The following is a 22122-nucleotide window of genomic DNA, read 5'->3' as shown; positions in this document are numbered from 1 at the left end:
TTCGGAATCTGGGCTCATAACCTCAGAAGAGCAGCCCAAATGGCCAAATAAGCAACGATTAACGGATACAGTTACACAGTAGCCCCCTGAGATTCACCACAATGAGATGCTTCTGCCAAAAAACGATTTTTTCAGGAGTAACTAGCTAATGCCGGGTGGGTTGAGGATAGCTAATGCCGGGTGGGTTTTCTTATTTTGCAGGAAAAGATGTTTCAATCCGATCATTACGAGGAATATAGGAAAGGAAGGAATGAGGTGATTACTGTGAGCTCCTACAAAATCGAAACACAACGCGAGTGGAAACAAACTATCTTACGTGATCTGCGCCAGTTGCTCGAAACGATACCGGATAACGACGAACCCGCTTCGGTACAGAAGTTGATCAGGTATTTGCAAGCACTCCTGCGGATCAAACAGGTCGTCCCCCCCATGGTGGAAATCATGACGCTGATCAAGGAACGAAAACCCGCCCTCTACCACGGTACCCGGCGCAACGTTTTGCAGTCAAGTAATCTGCACATGCTGTTCCAGGTGGAAATGGACCCTCAACTTGCCTCCCAGCGCTTGGAGGAATACGTCAACAGCTAGGGCTGGCAAACTGAATTATTTCAGAAATTCTGGATTGAGACACTCCAGTTCCGGGATGACGAAGCGGCCGTCTTTGCGGATCAGCACATCGTCGAAGTAGATTTCACCGCCGCCCCACTCCGGGCGTTGAATGCACACCATGTCCCAGTGAACCGAGGATTTGTTCCCGTTGGAGGCCTCGTCATAGCATTGACCCGGAGTGAAATGAAAGCTTCCGTCAATTTTCTCGTCAAACAGGATGTCTTTCATCGGATTTTGAATATAGGGATTGACGCCAATCGCGAATTCACCGATATAACGCGCCCCCTCATCCGTATCCAGCACGTGGTTGATCCGCGCCGTATCGTTGGCCGTAGCTTCCACAATTTTTCCGTCGCGGAAAGTGAGGCGGACATGGTCATAGGTAAATCCGAGGTAAGGAGTAGGCGCATTGAACAAAATGGTTCCGTTGACGGAATTCTTCACCGGCGCGGTGAACACTTCCCCGTCCGGGATGTTTAGAAGGCCTGCGCATTTGACAGCAGGAATGTCTTTAATGGAAAAAGTCAAATCCGTTTCCGGTCCGGTGATGCGCACCTTGTCCGTGCGGTTCATCAGCGCAACGAGACTGTCCATGGCAGCATCCATCTTGCTGTAATCCAGATTGCAGACCTGGAAGTAGAAATCTTCGAAAGCGTCTGTGCTCATGTTGGCCAGTTGGGCCATGGAAGCGTTCGGATAGCGAAGGATGACCCACTTCGTCTCCGGAACGCGGATATCCATCACCGGCTGTTGCAGCAAGCGGGCGTACAGGTTCATTTTGTCCGCTGGCACGTCAGCCAGCTCGCTGATGTTGTTTCCGGCGCGAATCCCAATGTAGCAGTCCATCTGTTTCATGAAGGCCGTGTCGGAGGCACACATCAGGTTGAGTTGATCCTCTGAGGCTCCTTTCAGGATTTCCCGCAAGATTACCTGGTCAACCATCTGCACATACGGCTTGCCGCCGGCTTCATACACCTTGCGGACGATCGCGGCAACCAGTTCCTGCACTTCGCCGACTGCATGGATGAGTACGTTTTCTCCCGGCTGCACACGAGTGGAATACGTAACCAGGTTGTGGGCAAGCTGTTCCAACCGAGGGTCTTTCATTGCAAATCAACATCCCTTCTTTTATAAAACTTATGAAATATTCCGACTGATCCTACTCTGCATTTTCTACGACAAAAGCATTTTCGTCAATAAAAATATTTTTATTATTTGTGCCCAAAATGGCCGACCCTGCTGAATAGGTCGGCCTTTCCTTGTTTCATTCAGACTCCTGATTATTTGGAAAGCGGTCATCAATGGTTCCGACTTTGTACATGTCGCTTACCTGTTCGTGTGTATCTGCCAGCCCCTGTGACAGCTCCGAATTCGCTTCATAATCGGAAGAATCGTAGTTCTTGGTTGCCACCTCCGACTGAAATCGCGGCTTCGATTGATCTTGTTGTTCGGCCAACATTTTTTCCTCCCTCCTCGATCTTCGCTGATAGTTTTTACCCGCTCCTCTATTTTCAGCCAAAAAAACTCGCGCTTCACACTGTACCCTGTTGATGACTTAGGCCAAGGGCTGGTGTATGGAAGGCTGGTACATCTGTCCCATCATCGGTTGGTAGACTGGCAGTGTTCCTCCCTGCTGCTGCAGAAGCTGCTGTGTCTGTTGTTGGGTTTGCGCGTAGTTTTGCAGCCGCTTGTCAATATCCTGGCGCAGCGCTTTGCTGGGGATGTTGTACCAGCCCTGCTGCTTCATCAGATTGTAGGTTTGCTCCTGCAGCTGGAGCGTATCTTGCAGCAGCGTGGCAAACGTCTGCCGAACCATCTCGCAATTGGACTCCGTTACGGCAGTGGCGTATTCCTTGGCGACCCTTTTTTGATCGGCCAAAACAGCGAAAACCAAATCCTTTTCCGGCATGATCGGCGTGTGTGGTTGTGGATACATGATACTCCTCCTTTGCCTTTACTGCGGTTGTGTCGGCGCCATCTGAACGTGCTGCTGAAGGGTGTGCAGCAATTGCTGGTAATGCTTTTGGTGACGCTGCATCGCTTGTGTGAAATACTGATGTACTGCCTGGTTTTGTGTTTGGGCGGCTGCCGCCAGACACTGTTTTGACAACAGGTCTTCGTTGGACAAGGAGTCCGCAATGTATTCCAGTTCTTTGGTTGTTAACGGCTGCATATCGGGAAAATCCTCCTTTCCTGAATGATCTATAAGATTCCCCGATTTCCCGTGCATTATGAACAGAACATGTATAGACCGAACGAACCTTTTCCCTCATATTTCCATGAAGCTTCTTTCATTCTCCAACGTATACCATGTATAATGGACTCGGGAGCGTGACATGCTATGAATTTTGTCAATTCCATGGAACCTATTGTACAAGACTTGTTTGGGGAGTACGTCAAGAAATCTCCTCTAGCCTGCAGCTGTCCGCGATGTCAGATGGACGTCCTGGTAATCGCCTTAAACCGACTGCCATCCAGGTACGTGTCCAGTTTGCAGGGAGAGGTGTACATGAAGACACAGCTGCTTAATTCCCAGCTTCGCTCGGACGTCATGCGGGAACTGGCGTATGCAGCCCAGATCGTCGCGGATAATCCACATCACTAAAATGGAGACTTCGGCTATGGAACAGCGTCAAAAGAGTGCCAATTGGAAAACAGAACTGCAAGACTGGATCAAATCGTTTCTGATGATTGGCGGGCTGACCGCTTTTGTCTATGTTTTCATCATGGCCCCTTACGTGGTTGAGGGAAGATCAATGGAAACAACCTTGCATGATCAGGAGCGTGTAATCGTCAACAAGGCGATCTACTACCTCAGCAAACCGCAAAAGGGTGACATCGTTATTATTCACCCGACAGATGACGAGAACTGGATCAAGCGCGTCGTAGCCGTTGCAGGAGATACCGTAGAAGCGAAAAACGACCAGCTGTACGTCAACGGGCAGCTCGTCAATGAAGTGTACCTCACGCCAAACAAGCTGAAAGCATCTGCTGCCGGCGTCACCCTTACCCATGATTTCGGCCCGATCAAAGTGCCGGAAGACTCTGTTTTTGTCCTTGGCGACAACCGCAACCATAGTGCAGACAGCCGCGTTATCGGTCCTGTAAAGCTGGAACAGGTGGTGGGACGGGCAGAAGTCGTTTACTGGCCGCTCAATCAGATCCGTCTGCCCCGTTAAACGAATGCGCCAGTCCTCTCCTCTAACAGGTTCCCCTTTGAGGTGCAAAGTAGAGAATCGACAAAAAATGACGTTCAAACTGACAACGGTTTGGATGTCATTTTTCTTTTCCTATTTTACATGGCTGCTGTCACTTCCGTTTTTTCTCGTGTACGCCTTACTGAGATGGTTCTGATTCCCCCCATAAGAAAACCCACCCGACTTAAGCGATCGCTGGTGTCGGCTGGGGCCCCGAACACTTTTCTAGAGGCTGTATGGGATGTCCAAATTTAAAAATTCTTATACGTCAAAAAAACCGCTCATTTGCGAGCGGCTTTCTTGGATTGGGTCTGAGATACAGGTACAGCGTCCATAAAATACTCTTCAAGAGTAATCCCTCTGCTGGCAATTTCCTTTGCCACATTTTTCCCCACGTAGCGAATATGCCAGGGTTCATACGCATAACCCGTAATCGCTTCCTTGCCCCGCGGATAGCGAATGATAAACCCAAACTCGGCTGCGTGCTTGGCCAGCCATTTCCCTTCCACCGTGTTGGCAAACGGCTCTTCCAGCCGAGTCTTCTTGTCCCCCCCGGAGACGTCGATTGCCAATCCGGTTTGGTGCTCGCTTTTGCCGGATTGAGCACTGTAACGGGAAGCGTGCTCCGTCCCTTGTGTCTTGACGTACCCTGCGTACAACGCTTGCTGGGTCTGATACGAACGGTATCCGGACACGGCGTAGAGCTGCACGTTTTCCTGTTTTGCCCGGGCGAACATCTCTTCAAGCGCTTTTGCCGCTTCTACCCGGAGCAGTCGTTTTTCCGATTTGCCCGGAAACGTAAACGGCACGTTCGGCTCTACCAGATCGCCAGGGACATAATCGGCAGGCAAGGAGCGCTGCTTGTTCACCACGACGACCAGATCGGAGGGATTGGTGACAGTCGGGACTCCGTTTACCGTAGTGACGGTGTCCGCCAGGGACGGCTTCACCTTCACGGTTGCCTGCCTGCTTTGGCCCCCGAAATGAACCGTCACGGTTACGGCCTCTCCTGTGGCAGCTTCAGGGGAGACGGTAAGCTCCCCGTCTTCCGATATCGAGACGATTTCCGGGGATGACGATTTGTATGTTACGCCTTTTGCATACGGCAGCGGTTGCGTTGCCCCTGGAGGCAGTACCAGCGTAGGTGGTACGGTACCCAAATCCAGCTTGGGCATATCCGGATCAGGTGATGCCGGCTGAGTTTCTGCTGGAGGATTTTGCGGAGCAGGGTTCTGGGTTGTCTGAGCTGTTGCCGGGAGAAGCTTCTCCCATTGAGGATACTGGCACCCACCCAGGACGGCAACGGCAAGAACCGTCGGAATGATGCGTGTAAACTTGCGTTGTTTCTTCACGAAGAGAACCTCCCGTTTTCAACTGACCAGGGAATCTTGCTCTACCATATCACGTACATCTGGTCAAGAAAAGGCCAAATCGACCTGCTTTTTTTGGGAAAAACGAAAAAGCGCCGCCGTTTCGGGCAGTGCCTCGTCTTGTCTTTCGTCCCTCTCAATATAATACTGGGAAAACAAATTTCTTTCATGAATCCTCTCTATGCCCTAGGCTTTGAATGGCGGCCTTCTTTGTTGAACCCATTTCCTTACGATTACATGTAGTCTTTTCTGGCGATGCAACAAAAGCTTTTTTACTACGATACGATCCCGTTGAGATAAAAGGGAAGATGGAATTCTGCATTCCCACATCCCCTCTTTGCATGTATATGGATCACATACCATATTAGGAACGGCTTATACCCTAGAAACAAACGGTGTAAATACATACGAATTGATCATTCCAGAGTCCTCGCTTGACAGAGACTGGATTTTGCTGATGTAATAATTTGTATAACAATTCAGAAAAATGATGCAGCTTGAAGCACAACACTCAATCAGCAAGGGGGAGAGACTTGGGATGAGGAGAAATATTGCAAGGTTTGCATTGATCGGCCTTCTTACGCTGTCATTGGCGCTCGCCGGTTGTGGGAACACACAGCAGACACAGAGCACGTCGGAACAGTCAGGGAAGGCTCAGCAAACAGAGGAAAAAAACACCCAAAACGGTCTAAAACAACTTGTGATCGGACGCGGCGGCGATTCAGTGGGATTGGACCCGATTGCCAGAAATGACACAGAATCATTCAAGGTAACGAAAAACATTTTCGAAACGCTTGTGAACTACGAAGAAGAAAACACCAACGTGGTACCTGCTTTGGCAGAAAGCTGGGACGTGTCAGCAGACGGATTGACCTATACGTTTAAGCTTCGGCAAGGGGTAAAGTTTCATGACGGTACCGACTTTAACGCAGAGGCAGTCCAATTTAACTTTTATCGTTGGATGGACAAGGATCACCCGCTACATAACAAAGATGGTCTTCAATTTTACAGCGGTATGTTTTCCGGCTTCAAAGGGGACAAGGACCACGTAATCAAGTCCGTTGATGTAGTCGACCCGTATACGGTGAAGTTTTCGTTATACCGTCCGCTGGCGCCATTTATTCAAAATCTCGGAATGGCATGTTTTGCGATTGCTTCTCCAAAAGCATTAAAAGAAATGGGACCGGAAAAATTTGCTCAGAATCCGGTAGGCACTGGTCCATTCAAATTTGTTGAGTGGAAGCGTAACGACACGATCGTTCTTGAGAAAAATCAGGATTACTGGAACAAAGGTTACCCGAAGCTGGACAAGCTCGTGTTTAAGGTAATTCCGGAAAATACGGCACGTCTGACTGCCCTTGCTGCGGGGGAAATTGACCTGATGGACGGACTGAATCCGGACGATACACAAGTAGTTACAGATAACGCGGAATTGCAGCTGATCTTTCGTCCGTCGATGAACGTAGGTTACCTTGGATTCCACGTTGAGAAAGGACCGCTCAAACATCCAAAAGTACGCCAAGCGATTGCCCATGTGATCAACAAACCGGCTTTGATCGAAGCATTTTACGGCGGTTTGGGAGAGCCTGCCGTCAATCCGATGCCGCCTTCCCTCTGGGGATGGAATGGAAATATAAAAGACCGTGAATATAACCTGGAGAAAGCGAAGCAACTCTTGGCTGAAGCGGGCTATCCAAACGGATTTTCGATTCAATTTTTGGCCATGCCGGTACCGCGTCTGTATATGACAGAAGGCGTAAAAATTGCCGAGTCTATTCAACAAGAATTGAATAAAGTAGGGATTAAAGCTGAAATTGTGACGATGGAATGGGCCGCTTACCTGGATACGATTAAAAGAGGCGAACAGGAGATGTATCTCCTCGGCTGGACCGGTGAAAACGGAGACCCAGACAACTTCCTAAACACCTTGCTTGGTCACGGAAAAAGAACCCGTTGGGAAAACCAAGAGTTCCAAAAAATCTTGCTTCAGGCACAGTCGGCCACAGCGAAGGAAGAGCGTGAGAAGCTTTATTTGAAAGCGCAAGAAATCATCTTTAACGAAGTGCCGATGATTCCTCTTGCTCACTCTACACCTGCGCTTGCCGCAAAGAAGATCGTTAGTAACTTCAAACCGCATCCAACGGGGTCGGAAAGCCTGGAAAAAGTGGATATTCAGTAAAAAACAAGCCCCTTGGTGAACGATACCAGGGGGCAATCTTTCTATTTGATCATTTCTTATCTTTCCAACTCTATGTATTCCCTTAATAATTTCCACTCATTGTTTTCTTTTCGCCAAATCAGCATACCCTTAGCCTGATGTAATGTATGATTCAGCTCATTTGTTTCAGTCCCTATTACAACTACTTCCTCACCCTCTTTACGTTCAGAAATCGAAATGGGTTCAAAGCTTTTTTTGGCATCGTTGTATAGATGTAAAATATCCACTTTTGCTTTTAAAGGCATCATTCCAAGTATCTAAATACGTTTTCAGCACTTCCTGGATCGAATGCATCGTATTCACCCTGTTCTCATTTTATTGTGATTCCGTCACAGGCATCAACGTTGTCTTTTTACGTAATTTGCTTTCCCAGGTATCCCAGGTATAAACATCTGTTCTACGAATCGTTCCTCCAGGGATATCCACTTCATATAAAAAAATGTCTTTAGAACTTGCATCGTAGTAAAGGCGACATGCTTGCATATTGGGAAGTTCTTTTGTCACAAATTGGTCTACCTTATGAATTTGCCCCTGATCATACATGAATAACGAAATTTGCATGTAATCTGTATCATATACATGCAGGTCGTCCGGGCCGTGGTTTTCTTTTAGAACCGGGTATACGACGAGTAAGTATCTTTTTCCGTTAATACTATTGACCCAATAGTCAGTTACATGGCCCGGTCCGCTTTCTTGTAAATTCATTTTCACCACTGTATTATTTTTTTTCCCAAGTAAATAATAACGTTCTGGCAATCCTTGCCCCCAAGCGTTCATCAGATATAAGTCATCATCCAATTTCTTCGTTATGGATTCATGTTCTCCAACCATCTGTTCAAATTCACGTGGAATATAATTCTTGTCTTTAATATGAAGAATTTTATGATTTCCTTCCCACTCCAAGCTTGCACCTAAAGCATGGGCAATTGGATCGGCAGGAACGTAAACACTTCCGTTATAAATAATCGGTTTCATCTTCGTGTCCTCGTTATTAACCAATACTATTAGATTCGAGAGCTGTGCATAGATTTTTTTCGCAATCCCTTCTCCGTACACGCTGCCACCGAATGTTGTGCATGCAACAACTGAAATCAGAAAAACTTTTATTTTCTTCATGTTTTCCCTCTTTTTCTTTTGTTTTCCCTCTCAATCGTACCTGTTTTTCCATTTTATTTCAATGATTGGTCTGATTGGAAAATTTCCCGCGTTCAAAAAAATAAGCTGCCCAGAGGCAGCCTTTGCTTTCTCACCATCCCGTTTTTATCAATGTGATCGCCACAAACACTACCGAGACCATCGATGAAATGGATGTCATGAGAAACATCTTTTTATTTTGAAATCCGTCTTTTCATGATGAATCGTCTGTCTATATAGAAAGCTGCCAGCACTGCTAGTAAACTGAGCAAAAACGGGATGCCGAACGCTTCAAGGGAAAACGGCTTGCCTTCAAGTTTAAGATGACTGGCACGGTATTCGAGTCGTTTCGCACCGAATTTAGCGGTTAGAAGGTCCTCTTGCTTGGCTAAATCTTCAAGCGGAGCATCGAATATAAATCTGTCGGCTGAGTCTCTATGCAGGAATTCAGGCTCCACTTGACTGCCCCTTTCGTTCCACTGTTTTACACTCTCCGCAGCCAAAGATTTTGCCTCCGTGCCCGGAACAATCATTCTATCTAATTCCGGGGCATTCGACACTTGATATCTGGCGATCAGGTTCAGGTTATGTTTTGTAACGATGGGCGCATCCGATTCTGAAATGGTAAAGACCTTTGTCGTTCCGGAAACGGAATACGTGTCAAATATCGAAGCCAGTGCTCCGTCCTCCATACCGTTATACAGCAGCACGCCTGTCTGTTTCTTGTTCCACTGAAATGCTAAATTGAAATAACGAATTGCTTCGCTCCGATCCATATAATAAGGGTCGACCTTCGGATTTTTGACGAAGTGATAAGAAGGGTAATTCATTTGTTTCGCGATTTTTTCTGCCATGGGTTCGCCTAAGTGCTGTGAGATGACATAGAGAACGGCATCGATTCCTGATGTGAGACCTGCAGAGGATACCATATTCTTGTCGGCGATAACATACCGCTGATCTCTTATCCAGTTGGTATCAGGATATTGCTTTTTCACCCGATCGAATACTTCCCAGTGTAAGGTTGATGATTTCCCTTTTAATAAACCGGTATCGGCCAGATTCTCTGCTCCAGCGCAAATGCTCAATAAGTTGGTTTTGGAATGTTTTTGTATCCATTCTCGGACGGGGTGATACTTTTTTTCGTCAACCATGGGCATGAAAGGGATCACGATCAGGTCGGGACTTTTCCCTAATAATTGATCCATCTCTTCAAATGAATAGTGTGGAACCAGATCGAGACCGCCCGTTAATGTCGTAACATTGTTGTCCGGGGCAACGGCATAAACATTGTAGGCCTCTGTCATCGCGAACATTTCGTACGGAATCATAAAATCAAATACCTCTGTGGTTGGGTTCCCTAATACGACCGCTACTGTAGGTTTATTCGGATTATGTTCGGGTACTTTCACTCCTTGTAAAGAAGGAATTGGTGTATCGCGAACTCCGAACCAATGACCTTTTTGTGATTGTACAAACCCGAACGCTGCGACCCCTCCCACAAACACTACGAAACTCAATACATACACAACGAAGCGTAACCATAATCTCTCCATCTGATTTTCCTCCTTAAAATTTTCCAAGTTAACTTGCCCTAGGGTTACTTTAAGCCAGCTTTGTGAACTCAATATGAACGGAAACAAACCATTGAAGAAAAAGAAAAACCGCCTAGAGGCGGCTTTACTCTGGTTCTATTGTCAAATTTGGAATACTTGAATCAGCGTGGCAATGCAACCGTAAAAATGGAGCCTGTTCCGGGGCGTCCGGATACCTGGATATCACCGTTATGAATATCGACGATTTGTTTGACGATTGACAGGCCAAGACCGTTCCCCTTAACGGAACGATCACGAGCTTTGTCAACTTTATGAAACGGCTTAAAAATATCGGCACGTTCTTCTTCCGGAATCCCGATGCCGTTATCCGTTATGGAGACGATGATCTGATTCCCTTTCATCACAGCTTCGATCAGAATCTTACCGTGCTCTGGAGTGAATTTGATGCTATTGCTAAGTAAATTGGTCCACACCTGATAGAGTTGGTCTTCATCCCCTTGAATGGGAATTGCCTCAAGCTGAACCTCGATTTCGATGTTTTTCGCCGTCCATTGAGGCTCCAGCGCAATTACGACTCTTCGCAGCTGCTCATCCAGTCGATACGTACTGACCTTCAACGGCTGCTGCTGATGCTGCAAATAAGACAGCCGAAGCAGATTTTGGCTTAACCGGGACAACCTCTCGCTCTCCTCTTCGATGATGGTTAGATAGCGGAGGCGGCTTTCCTCGCTTATTTTCTTCTGCTTTAACGCTTTGGTAAAGCCTGAAATGGAAGTTAACGGTGATTGTATCTCATGGGAGACGTTGGCAACGAAATCTTGCCGCATGCGATCCAGCTTGGATAGCTCTTTCGCCATTTCGTTAAAGCTAACGGTTAATTGACCAATCTCGTCCTTTCGTTTGGTTTGTAGCTCAAAATCGAATTTTCCTTTTGCCATACTCTTGGTTGCAGCCGTCAAACGAAGGATCGGGTTTACAATATAACGGGCAGCAACAATAATCAGCAAGCTGCCGAAAAACAGAATGATGAGATACATGACATGAATGGAATTCATAATTTCTGCCTCGATTGGATTCTTCTCCACCGTCAGAAATAACGCATAAGGCTGCCCATTCACCTGAAAGGGTACCCCGGCAATGGGAAAATAGTTCTCTTTGATAATGATATTACTAACTGTACTACCGGCGAGAACGCGCTCAATATAACCGTGTTCAAGACGAAGGAACTCCTTTTTTTCGACAAGGAGGGGCTTCCCTTCCTGATTGTAAAGTTGGAGGAGGTTACCGGAAATACCGGAGAAGTTTTGCATAAACGGTATCAAATCAGCGGAAGGTGTTGACTCATAGGCTTGTATGATCTTCTTGCTGTTCATGAGTTGAATTTCCGCTATCAAACTTTGAATTCGGTTTTGATACATGAGGCTGGAAACAATAAACGCGGTGAACAGGCTCAACATCACAATGCCGACAAATATGATGACAACGCGGGTATAGAGCGACTTAATCCTGGTCCACCTCCAACCGATAACCGAGGCCGCGGATGGTCACGATGCGGAAATCAGACTCAAATTCGGCAAACCGTTCCCTGAGCCGCTTGATGTGAACATCCACGGTCCGCTCATCCCCTTCATAATCCATGCCCCAGATATGCGTAATGAGATTGTCCCGTGTAAACAACTGCCCGGGATTGCTGCCCAGTTTGTACAGCAGTTCGAATTCTTTCATGGGAAGTGTGATCGTTTTCCCGTTTTTGAAAATAACGTGATAACTCTTGCGGTCTAATGTAATGTCTCCAAGCTTTACCATGCTGGAAGTGGAGATCCGATACCGCTTAAGCAAAGCCTTCACCCGAAGAACCAGCTCCACCGGGTCGAACGGCTTCACCAAGTAATCATCCGTACCAAGCTTAAACCCTTTGATTCGGTCCCCTGCCTCCCCCTTCGCGGTGATCATCAATATTGGCATATCCCCGAATTCACGGAGATTCTCGCACAGAACCCAGCCATCCATTTTCGGCATCATAATGTCCAGAATCACCAGATCAACGGTATGATTCTCCGCGTATTCCAACGCATCCGCTCCGTTCGATTTCTCGACGATGTCAAACCCTTCATCTTCCAGATACAAACGTACCAACTCACGGATGTGAGCTTCATCATCCACCACTAATATCTTTGGCAAATGGTATTCTCTCCTTTTGTTTTTACTGCAGAAGGAAGCGCCCTTACAATCGTTGTTTTTCCACTATTGATCCCCGATCGTTGAACCAAGCCTTTTTTTCATAAGAGAGGCAATTTTCAGGGTATTTTCGCCAGGTATTTGTTCCAATCGCTGAATGATCCTCTCTTGTCGCTCGATCGGGTGGTTTTGACTCAACTTTGCCTTGGCTTCGATTTTATTCATGATGATTTTGAATCCTACGATTCCCTTTGCCAAACCTTCAATAAAACCAGGTTCTACTTGGTCTAATTTATAGGTACTGTTTGGTGCCTCATATTTTAAAACCATTTCCCTTAAGGAATTCATCAATTCTTGTTCATCGTCTACCATCTCAACCTGTCCGTATACATGAACCGCTGCATAATTCCATGTTGGGACGGCTGTATGTGTCTCATACCACGAGGGTGAAATATAGCAGTGGGGACCGTGGAAAATCGCTAGAACATCCTGGTTTTTGATATCCTTCCATTGAGGATTGGGACGTGCAAAATGTCCGTATAAGCATTTTTTATCCTGATCCAGAATCAAAGGCAGATGAGTAGCGAATGGAATTCCATTCTGTTGAGAAACCAATGTTGCAAAACTATTTTTCACCATCATGTCATAAGCGATCTCTTCATCGTGTATTTGAAAATGCGAAGGAATGTACATGGTATCTTTCTCCTGTTTTCGATGATATCTCCTAAAGTATATCATAATTTTTCCAGTTCCGATCCAAAGATCAATTTGCATGATTTTCCTATTGAAAGTCAAAGAAGGTCAAACTATAATGATATCAGCGAAAGGTCAAAGAAGGTCAAAAAGTCGTTGACTGTAAAGGAGGTAAGAATCATGCTTTGCCAACATTGCAAGGAAAAAAACGCAAATGTGTTCTTGAATATCCAACGAAATAATAAAGTTCAAAAAGTATTTCTGTGCCAGGATTGTTATGCAAAAACAGGAAATACCATCGGGGGAAGCATGAACTTTCATTCCTTCTCTCCCTTCTCTGGATTGGATGAATTCTTCAAAGGTTTTACCATGTCTTCCAGCCAATCCCCTGCACCTGAACGGGGTGGAATCTTGGACGGTGTAGGACGCAATGTAAGCGAAGCGGCCAAAGCAGGACTCATTGATCCTGTGATTGGGCGTGATAAAGAAATTGAGCGTGTCATTGAAATCCTGAACCGTCGAACCAAAAACAACCCTGTGCTGATCGGTGAACCGGGGGTAGGTAAAACGGCTATTGCGGAAGGATTGGCCCTGCGAATTGCAGAGGGACAGGTTCCTTCCAAACTGCGTAAAAAAATCGTATATGCACTCGATGTGGCCTCTCTTGTTGCAGGTACAGGGATTCGCGGGCAATTTGAAGAAAAAATGAAGCAAATAATAGCTGAACTGCAAAAACGGAAGAACGTGATCCTGTTCGTGGATGAAATTCATCTTCTCGTAGGTGCAGGATCCGCCGAAGGCTCCATGGATGCAGGAAACATTTTAAAACCCGCATTGGCTCGCGGAGAACTGCAAATCATTGGGGCAACCACCTTGAAAGAATATCGCATGATTGAAAAAGACGCTGCCTTGGAACGCCGATTCCAACCTGTTATGGTGAAAGAACCGACCGTGGAAGAAGCAATCGAAATTCTCCAGGGTATCCGTCCCAAATATGAATCGTACCACCAAGTATCTTATTCGGATGATGTCATTCGCGCCTGTGTCGAATACTCTCACCGTTACATTCAAGATCGCTTTCTGCCGGACAAGGCGATTGATCTTCTGGATGAAGCAGGTTCCAAGATCAATCTGCGTTCTTCCGGTCAAGGTGCAGAAGAGCTGCATGCTCGCCTGGAACAAATACGTCAGGAGAAGAAAACCGCTACCGAAAAAGAGGATTATGAACGCGCAGCCAAGCTTCGTGATGAAGAAAACCGTATTTTTGAACAGCTCGACCAAATGGACAAAGCTGAAAAACGTACACATGTCACGGTTGAGGACATTCAGGAAATCATTGAAAGCAAAACCGGTATTCCCGTAAAGAAACTGCAACGTGATGAGCAGGCGAAAATGAAAAACCTGGCCGATCATTTGGAGGCGAAAGTGATTGGTCAATCCCATGCAGTCCGTCAGGTAGCCAAAGCCATCCGTCGCAGTCGCGCAGGATTGAGACCGAAAAACAGACCGATTGCCTCCTTCTTGTTTGTCGGCCCAACCGGGGTAGGGAAGACCGAATTAACGAAGGCTCTCGCAGAAGAGTTGTTCGGAACCAAAGATTCCATGATTCGTTTAGACATGAGTGAGTATATGGAGAAACATTCCGTTTCCAAATTAATTGGTTCTCCTCCGGGATACGTCGGTCATGAGGAAGCGGGTCAATTGACAGAACGTGTGCGCAGAAACCCGTACAGCATCATCCTTTTGGATGAGATTGAAAAAGCACATCCTGACGTTCAAAACATGTTCCTGCAAATCCTTGAAGACGGACGCCTCACCGACAGCCAGGGCCGCACGGTAAACTTTAAGGATACCGTCATTATTGCAACAAGCAACGCAGGTGCGACCGAAAAGAAAATCACGGTAGGATTTGGAGCCGGAGAACCCCAAACGTCAACCGTGATGGACTCACTCACTTCCTACTTTAAACCTGAATTCCTTAATCGATTTGACGCGATCATTCCGTTCAACCACTTAACCAAAAATGACCTTGTGCGGATTGTGGATGTCATGCTGCAGGACATGATGGCTGCTCTAAAAGAACAAGGAATGGACGTAACCGTTTCTGAGCAAGCCAAAGCGAAGCTGGTTGGTTTGGGTTACAGCCCTTCCTTCGGAGCACGCCCATTGCGCCGGGTGATCCAACAATATGTAGAGGATGGCATTGCCGATCTCCTTATGGAAGAAGAGGATGTAAAGCAAATTTTGGTCGATGTCGAACACGATGAAATCAAAGTGTGGAAGAAAGCATAAGAATGAAAGAGTAACCTCCAGCTTCATGCGCGGGAGGTTACTCTTTTTCTTGTTACGGTTTTACCAGCAATACCGCTTTCTCTTTCTCATCCCATGCGACCGAATACCCCAGCGCTTCCGCTACCTTTTTCACCGGCAGGAAACGAGTTCCCTGCATCGGAACCGCGTATTGCTGGAAGTCGGCCGCTTCGCCGTTCAAACCCAGCAGCAGCTTATCTGCCTGGATATAGGCGGTTCCGTTTTGCAGTGCCACCTGCGCGGCGGTGTACGGGAACGAGTTGCCGTTTACTTTCAGGGTAAACGCTCCCTTTTTTGCAGGATGTTCCGGCTCCGGTTTCGCCGAGATGTAGTCTACCGCGTCCACTCCCATCACTGTGCCTTCCCGCGTATTGTCCGCTCCTCCGTACATGCCGCCCGTCTCGAAGTCGTAGATGACTGCCTGCACGTTGCCGATGTTTGCCGGATTTTCTTCAAACACATGACCTTTGGCCATCAGCTTCAGGATCACGTCCTGATCGATCCCCGCTTCCCAACGGACGGTGGGGTAGCTGCTTGAGAAAATGCGCGGTGCCAGGATGGCTTCCTGTATCGTCATGTTGTGTTCAATCACATTCAGTATCGTTTGCGAGACGGAGGCGATAATCGTGGAACCACCCGGCGAACCTACCGCCATGAACGGTTTGCCGTCCTTCAAGACGATGGTAGGCGTCATGCTGCTGCGCGGCCGTTTTCCTGGTTCTGCCTGGTTCACACCGCCCGGCGTCGCATCGAAATCAGTCAGCTCGTTGTTCAGCATGAACCCGTACCCAGGCACCATGATGCCGCTTCCGAATATGTCTTCAATCGTCGTGGTGTAGGAGACGAGATTGCCCCATTTGTCCATGACGGAGAAGTGTGTCGTGTACTGTGCCGGGTTGGTTTCCTTTATACTGAGCGCAGCGGTCGGCTTGTTTCCTTCGAATTTCCATGGATCCCCCGCAACGACCTTGTCGTTTGCCTTGTCGGGCTGGATCAGCGCTCGCCGTTCCTTGATGTATTCGTCGTGGATCAGGCCCTTTTTGGGGACCGGATTGAAATCCTCATCCGCCATGTAGGCGGCGCGGTCGGCGTAGGCAAGATGGTTGGCCTCAATCAGATTGTGGAGATACTCTGCAGAGTTGAGCCCTGCCTTTTTGTTGTCAAAGCCCTCCATCAGCTTGAGGATCTGAAGCAGGGTGAGTCCGCCGGAGCTTGGCGGCGGCATGGAGACGATTTCGTACCCGCGAAAAGTCTCTCTGACCGGCTCCCTCTCCTTCACTTCGTAACGCTTCAAATCCTCCATCGTCATGGACCCGCCGGTTCTCTGCACTTCCTTGACGAGCGCTTCTCCGATCTCCCCTTTGTAGAAGGCATCCGTTCCCTTTTCCTTGATCAGCTTGAAGGTGTTGGCCAGGTCGGGTTGAACCAGAAGATCCCCTTCTTGTAATGGCTTGCCATCGGGCACGAACACCCCTGCTGCTGTTCCGTGCTTTTGCAACTTGTCTGTCTGATCTCGTATGTACTCGGCGGTTATCCAGTTTACCCGCACGCCTTTCTCCGCAAGCTCAATCGCCGGATCAATCACCTCGGACAGTTTCATCGTTCCGTACTTTTTCAGTGCAGTCTCCACCCCAAGGAGCGTGCCTGGCACCCCTACCGCCTTGCCGTTGGTATGCCGGTCATAGAACGGTACCGGTTTGCCGTCCGAGTCCAGAAACATCCGGGCATCTGCTTTTTCGGGAGCCATCTCCCTGCTGTCAATAACGGTGATTTTGTCCTGATCCTTGCGATAGATCATCATAAAGCCGCCGCCCCCGATTCCCGACATCATCGGTTCGACGACGTTTAATGCCAGCTGGATGCCCGCCGCGGCATCAACTGCATTGCCCCCTTTCTCCAGGATCTGTTTTCCCACCTGTGCCGCTGCCGGATGGGCTGCGGCCACAATCCCCTGTGTTGCCCCCTTTGTGTCTGTCGGTACGCCCGGCACAGCTGCCTGTACCGGTGCTGCCAGTGAAAGCAGGGTAAGCACGGTAACAGCCAGTGACTTTGCTTTTTTCATGCGATCTCTCCTTTTTCCATTATCGTTTTATAAAATTATTATAATTTTGAATTTTCTAACAGGTCAACGCGGAAAAGGTAGGATAGACCTATAGGACAAAAGACACCCGCCAAAAAGGAAAAAAGCGTCCAAGCACCGCTTGAACGCTTCTCGTCTATTCGTTTATCGCTTGGCGACGACGATCAGGTATACCAGGCCGTCCTCGTTGGTCCACAAATCAACCTCATCGGTGGTCTTCACATCGTCTTCATCCATGTCAGACCCGTCGTAGTATTTCACTTTCGCATCCTTTGCCAGCTTGAGGCTGGTGGAAACATTCGTGAAGAATACGTACTTGTCTCCGTTGACACGGGACTCGATGCCTTTGAATTCCACGTTCTCTTCTGCTTTTTTCCCTTCGACGGCTACAGCGGTCACCGCTCCGTCGCGATCGAGCGTCAGTGTCACCAGTTCAAACTGATCAACGCCGTCAACTACATCCTCATCTTCAACCTCATACGTTTTGCCGTCTACTTTCAGCTCTGCGGAGGTTACCGCACCGTTCTCGTCTACCACCTCTACAGCGTCGACTACACCGCTAATCGTTTTGGGAGCACCGGTTACGGCTTTTACTTTGCCGTCGTTGTTCAGAACGAGCGTGTACTCCTTGTCATTGGTTTCTGCGTCAGCGTCAATGGATACGCCGGAGAGCAGTTCATACTCTTTGCCGTTTACGGTAATCGTGTTACCGTCCTTGTCGGTTACATACCCTTTTACCGTCTGCTTTACCGCGACAAGCTCCACGATGTCGTTTGTGCCCACGTTGTACTTCCAGGTTGTGATCCGGTAGTCGTTCAGCTGATCAGCCTTAATGGCAGTAGCCGATACACTTTCTCCATCAATGGTAAGCTTGGCGTTGGCCAACAGGTCGTACACTTTTCCGTCCACTTTGATCGTAGCCAGCGTTGCCGGGTTGCCTGCCGCGTACGCGGTAGTATCGTCAACCAGCTTGTTTGCGGCGACACCGGTTCCCTGTTCCACCTTGATCAGGTTGCCTTCTTCGTCAAACGTGAGAATCGCCACCATGTCGTCGGTCAGCTCGTCCAGCTCGGAAACTTCCTCTTCATCGACATACAGTTCCGTATCCTCGAGTACCTCGTACTCGGAGTTGCCAAAGCTGATCGTGTTGTCATCCGTATCGATCTTAATCTCCGCGGTGATGCTCAGCTTGGTGAATTCCACAGCAGCTACTTTTCCGTTCACGTCAAGGGTCAGCTCGACGAGGTCGCCTTTTGCAATGTCAGCGAACGCAGCTTCCTTTGCATCTGCCTGCGGATGGGATTTGCCGGTAATTTCGGCGTTGGATGCCAGTTGATAAGTGGTGCCGTTCACCTTGATCTCTTTTTTCGCATTGGTGCCGCTTACGGTAGAGATTTTTTCCACGATTCCCGTTGCTTCGTTTTTCGTGATGGTAATGGACGTCACTTTGCCGTCTTCCCCGATCACGGCGACAAACTTCTGTCCGATGTGGGAACGGGATACGTTTACGCCGTTCTCTACTTCCAGAACGACTTCTTTTCCGTCAACCGTCGCCTTGAACTTCTTCTCATCCCCTACTGCTGTCGTGAAGTTCAGTCCTGTTTTGATAACTCCTTCCACGATGTTGGCATCGGCGGTGACTACGTTCAGGAAGGCGATCTTGCCGTTCTTCACTACGTATTCCACTTCGGCTCCCGCCACGATGCTGCCAAAGACCTGTGCGGTGTCCGCAATCACGACTTCTTCTGTCTGACCAATCAGCTTCAATTTTTTCGCGGATTTGTCATAGGAAGCGACAGCCCCTTTCACAACCGGCAGTCGCTTGTGGGTTCCGTCAGCGTTGCCGTCCTTGTCATAGAAAGCCCCGTTGGCATACACTGGCGTTTCCATGAATTTATCGGTGAACTTGGCCACGACGTCCCGCTTCGCCGCTGCAGTCGGCACCTCTGCTGCGTCATAAATGCCCGCTTTGTTCGCTTCCAGCAGGTATGGATGGTACCATTGACCCGTGGTTGACGGCGTTACGCCGATCTTCAATCCCTGGACGTATACGGTGAGGGCTTCTGCTACCTTCACGTTGTTGTTCGGTTTGAACGTCCCGTCCGGATATCCTTTGATGATACCCTGGGACACGGCCAGATTTATGTATCCTGTCGCCCAGTGACCGGCTGGAATGTCTTTAAACACAGTGGTTCCTTGCAGGAGCTTGGCCTGTTCTTCGGTATACCCCATCGCCAGCACGGCAATTTTCGCAAACTCGGCGCGGGTTACTTCCTTGTCCGGCTTGAACGTGCCATCCGTGTAGCCTTTTAGCACGCCGGCATAGTTGAGCTTCAAAATGGCATTTTTATGGGCATTTTGGGCAATATCGGACAAAGGAAGGTTGCTTGCTGCCAAGCCCATGCTCGGCACGGCCAGCATACCAGCCAGCACAGTCCCCGCCAGCGCTTTTTTCATCGTTTTGGAAGACAGTGTTTGGAATTGTTTCAAGTTGATCCCTCCGATTCACATTTGCTGTCTTTTCAGGTAAGAGCCTGTGCTCAGAATACTACGCCAGTTCAGCCAACCTGTCATTGTACAAATCTTGGACGGATTGGTTCGATTTTGCCAGATGGTCGGCTTTTTGCACTTGCGCAGCGTAATTATGGACGGACATCCATGTCGAAAGGTTGCAGAAAAAGAAAAAAAATGGCGAAAGAACCTGTTTGGGAAATACTATCTTCAAAAGGGGGAATTTTTTTGAGCGAGAACAAGAAACATGAAATGCCCGATTTTGCCCAGCTGAACGACCGAATCATTGCCGAACCTCCGGCGGGTCCGCTGATCGGCATCCGCACCAATCTGGACAAGCCTGCCGATCAAATGGATACGAAAAGCCGCCAAAACGCGGGCGGCTGAATCAACTTTTCTGGTTTCGGGCTGCAAAGGCCTTACGATATGAATCGGCTAATTCCGATAAGGATCCACGTACGGATCGTACAGCCAGCGGAACAGCGTGCCAGCGCACAGCGCTTCCGGCAGCGGAAACTGGTCGATAAACGGATCGGGCGGATACGGTTTTACCGGAGGCAGGTTGATCGGCGGATAGCCATGGCGGTAGTAGCCGGGCGGAGGCGGGGGCGGAGGGGGCAGCATACCACCCGGTGGCGGAGGCGGGGGCGGAGGTAAGTAGCCGCCGGTAGGTCCCATGCCGCTGTTTCCGTATCCGCTGATGTTATACCCGTAGCTTTGGTTGTCGCTGAAGTAAGAGCTGGTCAACTTCTATCTCCTCCTAGAAGAATTTCTTCGTGTTGCATTGTTCTTCCACGATGTAGAGTGCTTCGCGGAACCGCTGGGAGTGCACGATTTCCCGCTGCCGCAGGAACTTCAAGACTTCAATCACGTCCGGGTCATCCGTCAGATTGATCAGCCACTGGTAGGTTGCCCGCGCTTTTTCTTCGGCGGCGATGTCTTCGCACAAATCGGCGATCGGGTCCCCTTTTGCCTGGATGTAGGCGGCCGTCCACGGATTCCCGCTGGCATCCGTATAGAACAGCGCCTTGTCGTGATCAGCGTAATGGGCTCCCAGTCCGGCGCACCGCATCTGCTCCGGCGTGGCGTCCTTTATCAGTTTGTAAACGAGGGTGGCAATTACCTCCAGGTGTCCCAGTTCTTCGGTACCGATATCAGTCAACAGCGCTTTCGCCCGTTCATTGGGCATGGTGTAGCGCTGGTTCAAATAGCGCAGTGCTGCCGACAATTCGCCGTCAGGCCCGCCGTATTGGGTGATCAGGAATTTGGCCATCTGCAGGTCTGGTTTGCTGACGCGAACGGGAATCTCCAATTTTTTTTCATAAATCCACATGGTTGTTCACCTCAATACTCGATTTCCCACGGCCACGGCGTTGTGCTCCATGCCCAGCGGGTGGGCGACGGCGAAAAGCCGAACTGCAACAAGGGACCGTACTTTATTTCGAAATCGCGCTTCAGGCACATCAGCTCTTCCGACAAGCAGTTGTACTGATGGATGGCGCGTTGGTCATCCGGGTTCATGTTCAAATAAAATTGCAGCTCGATGAGAGCGAATTGTACCTGTTGCAGTTTGGTAAGCGTATCACATTGCTCCATGAGTCTCCTCCTCCACGGTTTTTCCCTCGCTTACACGGTATGCAACTAGGCATTTGTCCGTTCAGAAAAAATGAAAAAAACCCGTTCCCGGTTATGTGGGAAGGGCTTTCGTTTGTTTGGTGTGGGATGGATGTGGCATTACGCCATCGCTGTTTTGTCTTTGCTTTTCGTCAAAATGTGGTGGCCGACGGGAAGACCCCGCTGCTCCAATTCTTCCGCTGTTAGAATGTTAAACGTCTCACTTTTGCACGGCATCGGCATGAGTCCGCCCAGCGGGCTCATCACCCGTCCGTTCGTATCCGTTTCGATGACCACGTACAGTCCCTTGCTCTCGAGCTGTTGTAGAAATTCCGCCCATCGCTTGGCGGTCATCTGCTCCGTGTGCTTGGTGAGAATGACACCCATTTCCTGTGCTAACATGTACAAACCCCTTTTGTTATACGCCTCAAGTATGATCGTGTAAGATATCCTAACGATACAGCGAAACATCCCTTCGTGGCAAAAAGCATTTCCTGCGAAAAAAGGTGAAAAACAGCTCATTTTTCTTCCTTTTTTGTTTCAGGAACGACGCTTCTCCATCGCATGTGTCTTTTTCACCCTGACACGTTGTTTTTTGCGGCTTGCCTTTTTAGGGATCGCCCGTTTTTACGGGTCCCGTCCGGCGCAGCATTCG

Annotated in this window: 23 protein-coding genes; 6 read left to right on the top strand and 17 right to left on the bottom strand. The window is 48.6% G+C overall.

Annotated features, from left to right (window positions below; genetic code table 11):
• Positions 1-255: 255 nt before the first annotated feature.
• The gene (locus tag ACE99V_RS10375; RefSeq protein WP_400491005.1) at positions 256-588 is read left to right on the top strand and encodes a hypothetical protein; all 333 of its coding nucleotides are present in this window, start codon (positions 256-258) and stop codon (positions 586-588) included.
• Positions 589-603: 15 nt separating this feature from the next.
• On the opposite strand, the gene ACE99V_RS10370 is transcribed toward ACE99V_RS10375, so the two are convergent.
• The 4 genes from ACE99V_RS10370 to ACE99V_RS10355 form a co-directional block, all read right to left on the bottom strand.
• Entirely contained in the window at positions 604-1716 is a 1113-nt protein-coding gene (locus tag ACE99V_RS10370; protein WP_400491004.1) for an aminopeptidase, read from the bottom strand.
• Positions 1717-1873: 157 nt separating this feature from the next.
• Positions 1874-2068, bottom strand: a complete 195-nt coding sequence (locus ACE99V_RS10365) for a YozQ family protein (protein ID WP_400491003.1) — start codon at positions 2066-2068, stop codon at positions 1874-1876.
• Between the two features lie 96 nt (positions 2069-2164).
• Entirely contained in the window at positions 2165-2545 is a 381-nt protein-coding gene (locus ACE99V_RS10360) for a spore coat protein (RefSeq protein ID WP_400491002.1), read from the bottom strand.
• 18 nt (positions 2546-2563) lie between these two features.
• Positions 2564-2782 (bottom strand): hypothetical protein, encoded by a 219-nt coding sequence (locus ACE99V_RS10355; protein WP_400491001.1) that lies wholly within the window; start codon positions 2780-2782, stop codon positions 2564-2566.
• A 168-nt stretch (positions 2783-2950) separates the two neighbouring features.
• Here ACE99V_RS10355 and ACE99V_RS10350 point away from each other — a divergent pair, with 168 nt between their 5' ends.
• Both ACE99V_RS10350 and lepB read left to right on the top strand, forming a co-directional pair.
• Positions 2951-3214: a late competence development ComFB family protein gene (locus tag ACE99V_RS10350; RefSeq protein ID WP_400491000.1), complete on the top strand. Its 264-nt coding sequence runs from the start codon at positions 2951-2953 to the stop codon at positions 3212-3214.
• 16 nt (positions 3215-3230) lie between these two features.
• Positions 3231-3788 carry a signal peptidase I gene (gene lepB / locus ACE99V_RS10345; protein ID WP_400490999.1) on the top strand — a complete coding sequence of 186 codons (558 nt, stop codon included), beginning with the start codon at positions 3231-3233 and terminating at the stop codon, positions 3786-3788.
• Between the two features lie 299 nt (positions 3789-4087).
• Here lepB and ACE99V_RS10340 read toward each other — a convergent pair whose 3' ends face one another.
• A complete protein-coding gene (locus ACE99V_RS10340; RefSeq protein ID WP_400490998.1) occupies positions 4088-5158 on the bottom strand; it encodes a D-alanyl-D-alanine carboxypeptidase family protein in 1071 nt (356 codons plus the stop codon).
• A 556-nt stretch (positions 5159-5714) separates the two neighbouring features.
• On the opposite strand from ACE99V_RS10340, the gene ACE99V_RS10335 reads away from it, so the two are divergent.
• The gene (locus ACE99V_RS10335) at positions 5715-7355 is read left to right on the top strand and encodes an ABC transporter substrate-binding protein (protein ID WP_400490997.1); all 1641 of its coding nucleotides are present in this window, start codon (positions 5715-5717) and stop codon (positions 7353-7355) included.
• A gap of 56 nt (positions 7356-7411) precedes the next feature.
• Here the strand turns inward: ACE99V_RS10335 and ACE99V_RS10330 are convergent, their stop codons facing one another.
• The 6 genes from ACE99V_RS10330 to ACE99V_RS10305 all read right to left on the bottom strand — a co-directional run bounded on the left by ACE99V_RS10330 (position 7412) and on the right by ACE99V_RS10305 (position 12952).
• Positions 7412-7642, bottom strand: coding sequence for a hypothetical protein (locus tag ACE99V_RS10330; RefSeq protein WP_400490996.1), 231 nt, complete (start codon positions 7640-7642; stop codon positions 7412-7414).
• A gap of 67 nt (positions 7643-7709) precedes the next feature.
• Positions 7710-8510, bottom strand: coding sequence for a stalk domain-containing protein (locus ACE99V_RS10325; protein ID WP_400490995.1), 801 nt, complete (start codon positions 8508-8510; stop codon positions 7710-7712).
• Positions 8511-8722: 212 nt separating this feature from the next.
• Entirely contained in the window at positions 8723-10081 is a 1359-nt protein-coding gene (locus ACE99V_RS10320; RefSeq protein ID WP_400490994.1) for a DJ-1/PfpI family protein, read from the bottom strand.
• Positions 10082-10242: 161 nt separating this feature from the next.
• Positions 10243-11586 carry a sensor histidine kinase gene (locus tag ACE99V_RS10315; protein ID WP_491624839.1) on the bottom strand — a complete coding sequence of 448 codons (1344 nt, stop codon included), beginning with the start codon at positions 11584-11586 and terminating at the stop codon, positions 10243-10245.
• Positions 11582-12262, bottom strand: coding sequence for a response regulator transcription factor (locus ACE99V_RS10310; protein WP_400490992.1), 681 nt, complete (start codon positions 12260-12262; stop codon positions 11582-11584). The genes ACE99V_RS10315 and ACE99V_RS10310 overlap by 5 nt, the downstream gene beginning before the upstream one ends.
• 63 nt (positions 12263-12325) lie before the next feature.
• Complete coding sequence (locus ACE99V_RS10305; RefSeq protein ID WP_400490991.1) at positions 12326-12952, bottom strand: FMN-binding negative transcriptional regulator; 627 nt, start codon at positions 12950-12952, stop codon at positions 12326-12328.
• Positions 12953-13132: 180 nt separating this feature from the next.
• Here ACE99V_RS10305 and ACE99V_RS10300 point away from each other — a divergent pair, with 180 nt between their 5' ends.
• Positions 13133-15244, top strand: coding sequence for an ATP-dependent Clp protease ATP-binding subunit (locus tag ACE99V_RS10300; protein ID WP_400491007.1), 2112 nt, complete (start codon positions 13133-13135; stop codon positions 15242-15244).
• Positions 15245-15296: 52 nt separating this feature from the next.
• Here the strand turns inward: ACE99V_RS10300 and ggt are convergent, their stop codons facing one another.
• Entirely contained in the window at positions 15297-17324 is a 2028-nt protein-coding gene (ggt, locus tag ACE99V_RS10295) for a gamma-glutamyltransferase (RefSeq protein ID WP_400490990.1), read from the bottom strand.
• Between the two features lie 162 nt (positions 17325-17486).
• On the bottom strand, positions 17487-19832 hold the full coding sequence (locus ACE99V_RS10290; RefSeq protein WP_400490989.1) for an S-layer homology domain-containing protein: 2346 nt from the start codon (positions 19830-19832) through the stop codon (positions 17487-17489).
• A 249-nt stretch (positions 19833-20081) separates the two neighbouring features.
• On the opposite strand from ACE99V_RS10290, the gene ACE99V_RS10285 reads away from it, so the two are divergent.
• A complete protein-coding gene (locus tag ACE99V_RS10285) occupies positions 20082-20240 on the top strand; it encodes a hypothetical protein (RefSeq protein WP_400490988.1) in 159 nt (52 codons plus the stop codon).
• 48 nt (positions 20241-20288) lie between these two features.
• Here ACE99V_RS10285 and ACE99V_RS10280 read toward each other — a convergent pair whose 3' ends face one another.
• The 4 genes from ACE99V_RS10280 to ACE99V_RS10265 all read right to left on the bottom strand — a co-directional run bounded on the left by ACE99V_RS10280 (position 20289) and on the right by ACE99V_RS10265 (position 21869).
• On the bottom strand, positions 20289-20600 hold the full coding sequence (locus ACE99V_RS10280; protein WP_400490987.1) for a spore coat associated protein CotJA: 312 nt from the start codon (positions 20598-20600) through the stop codon (positions 20289-20291).
• A 13-nt stretch (positions 20601-20613) separates the two neighbouring features.
• Positions 20614-21186 carry a manganese catalase family protein gene (locus tag ACE99V_RS10275; protein WP_400490986.1) on the bottom strand — a complete coding sequence of 191 codons (573 nt, stop codon included), beginning with the start codon at positions 21184-21186 and terminating at the stop codon, positions 20614-20616.
• A gap of 11 nt (positions 21187-21197) precedes the next feature.
• Entirely contained in the window at positions 21198-21449 is a 252-nt protein-coding gene (locus tag ACE99V_RS10270; RefSeq protein WP_400490985.1) for a spore coat protein CotJB, read from the bottom strand.
• Positions 21450-21587: 138 nt separating this feature from the next.
• Positions 21588-21869, bottom strand: a complete 282-nt coding sequence (locus ACE99V_RS10265) for a hypothetical protein (protein ID WP_400490984.1) — start codon at positions 21867-21869, stop codon at positions 21588-21590.
• Positions 21870-22122 lie beyond the last annotated feature (253 nt).

It is taken from the genome of Brevibacillus soli, assembly GCF_044759095.2.
GTDB lineage: Bacteria > Bacillota > Bacilli > Brevibacillales > Brevibacillaceae > JBIYSM02.
This window is presented reverse-complemented; position numbering and strand designations above follow the sequence as displayed.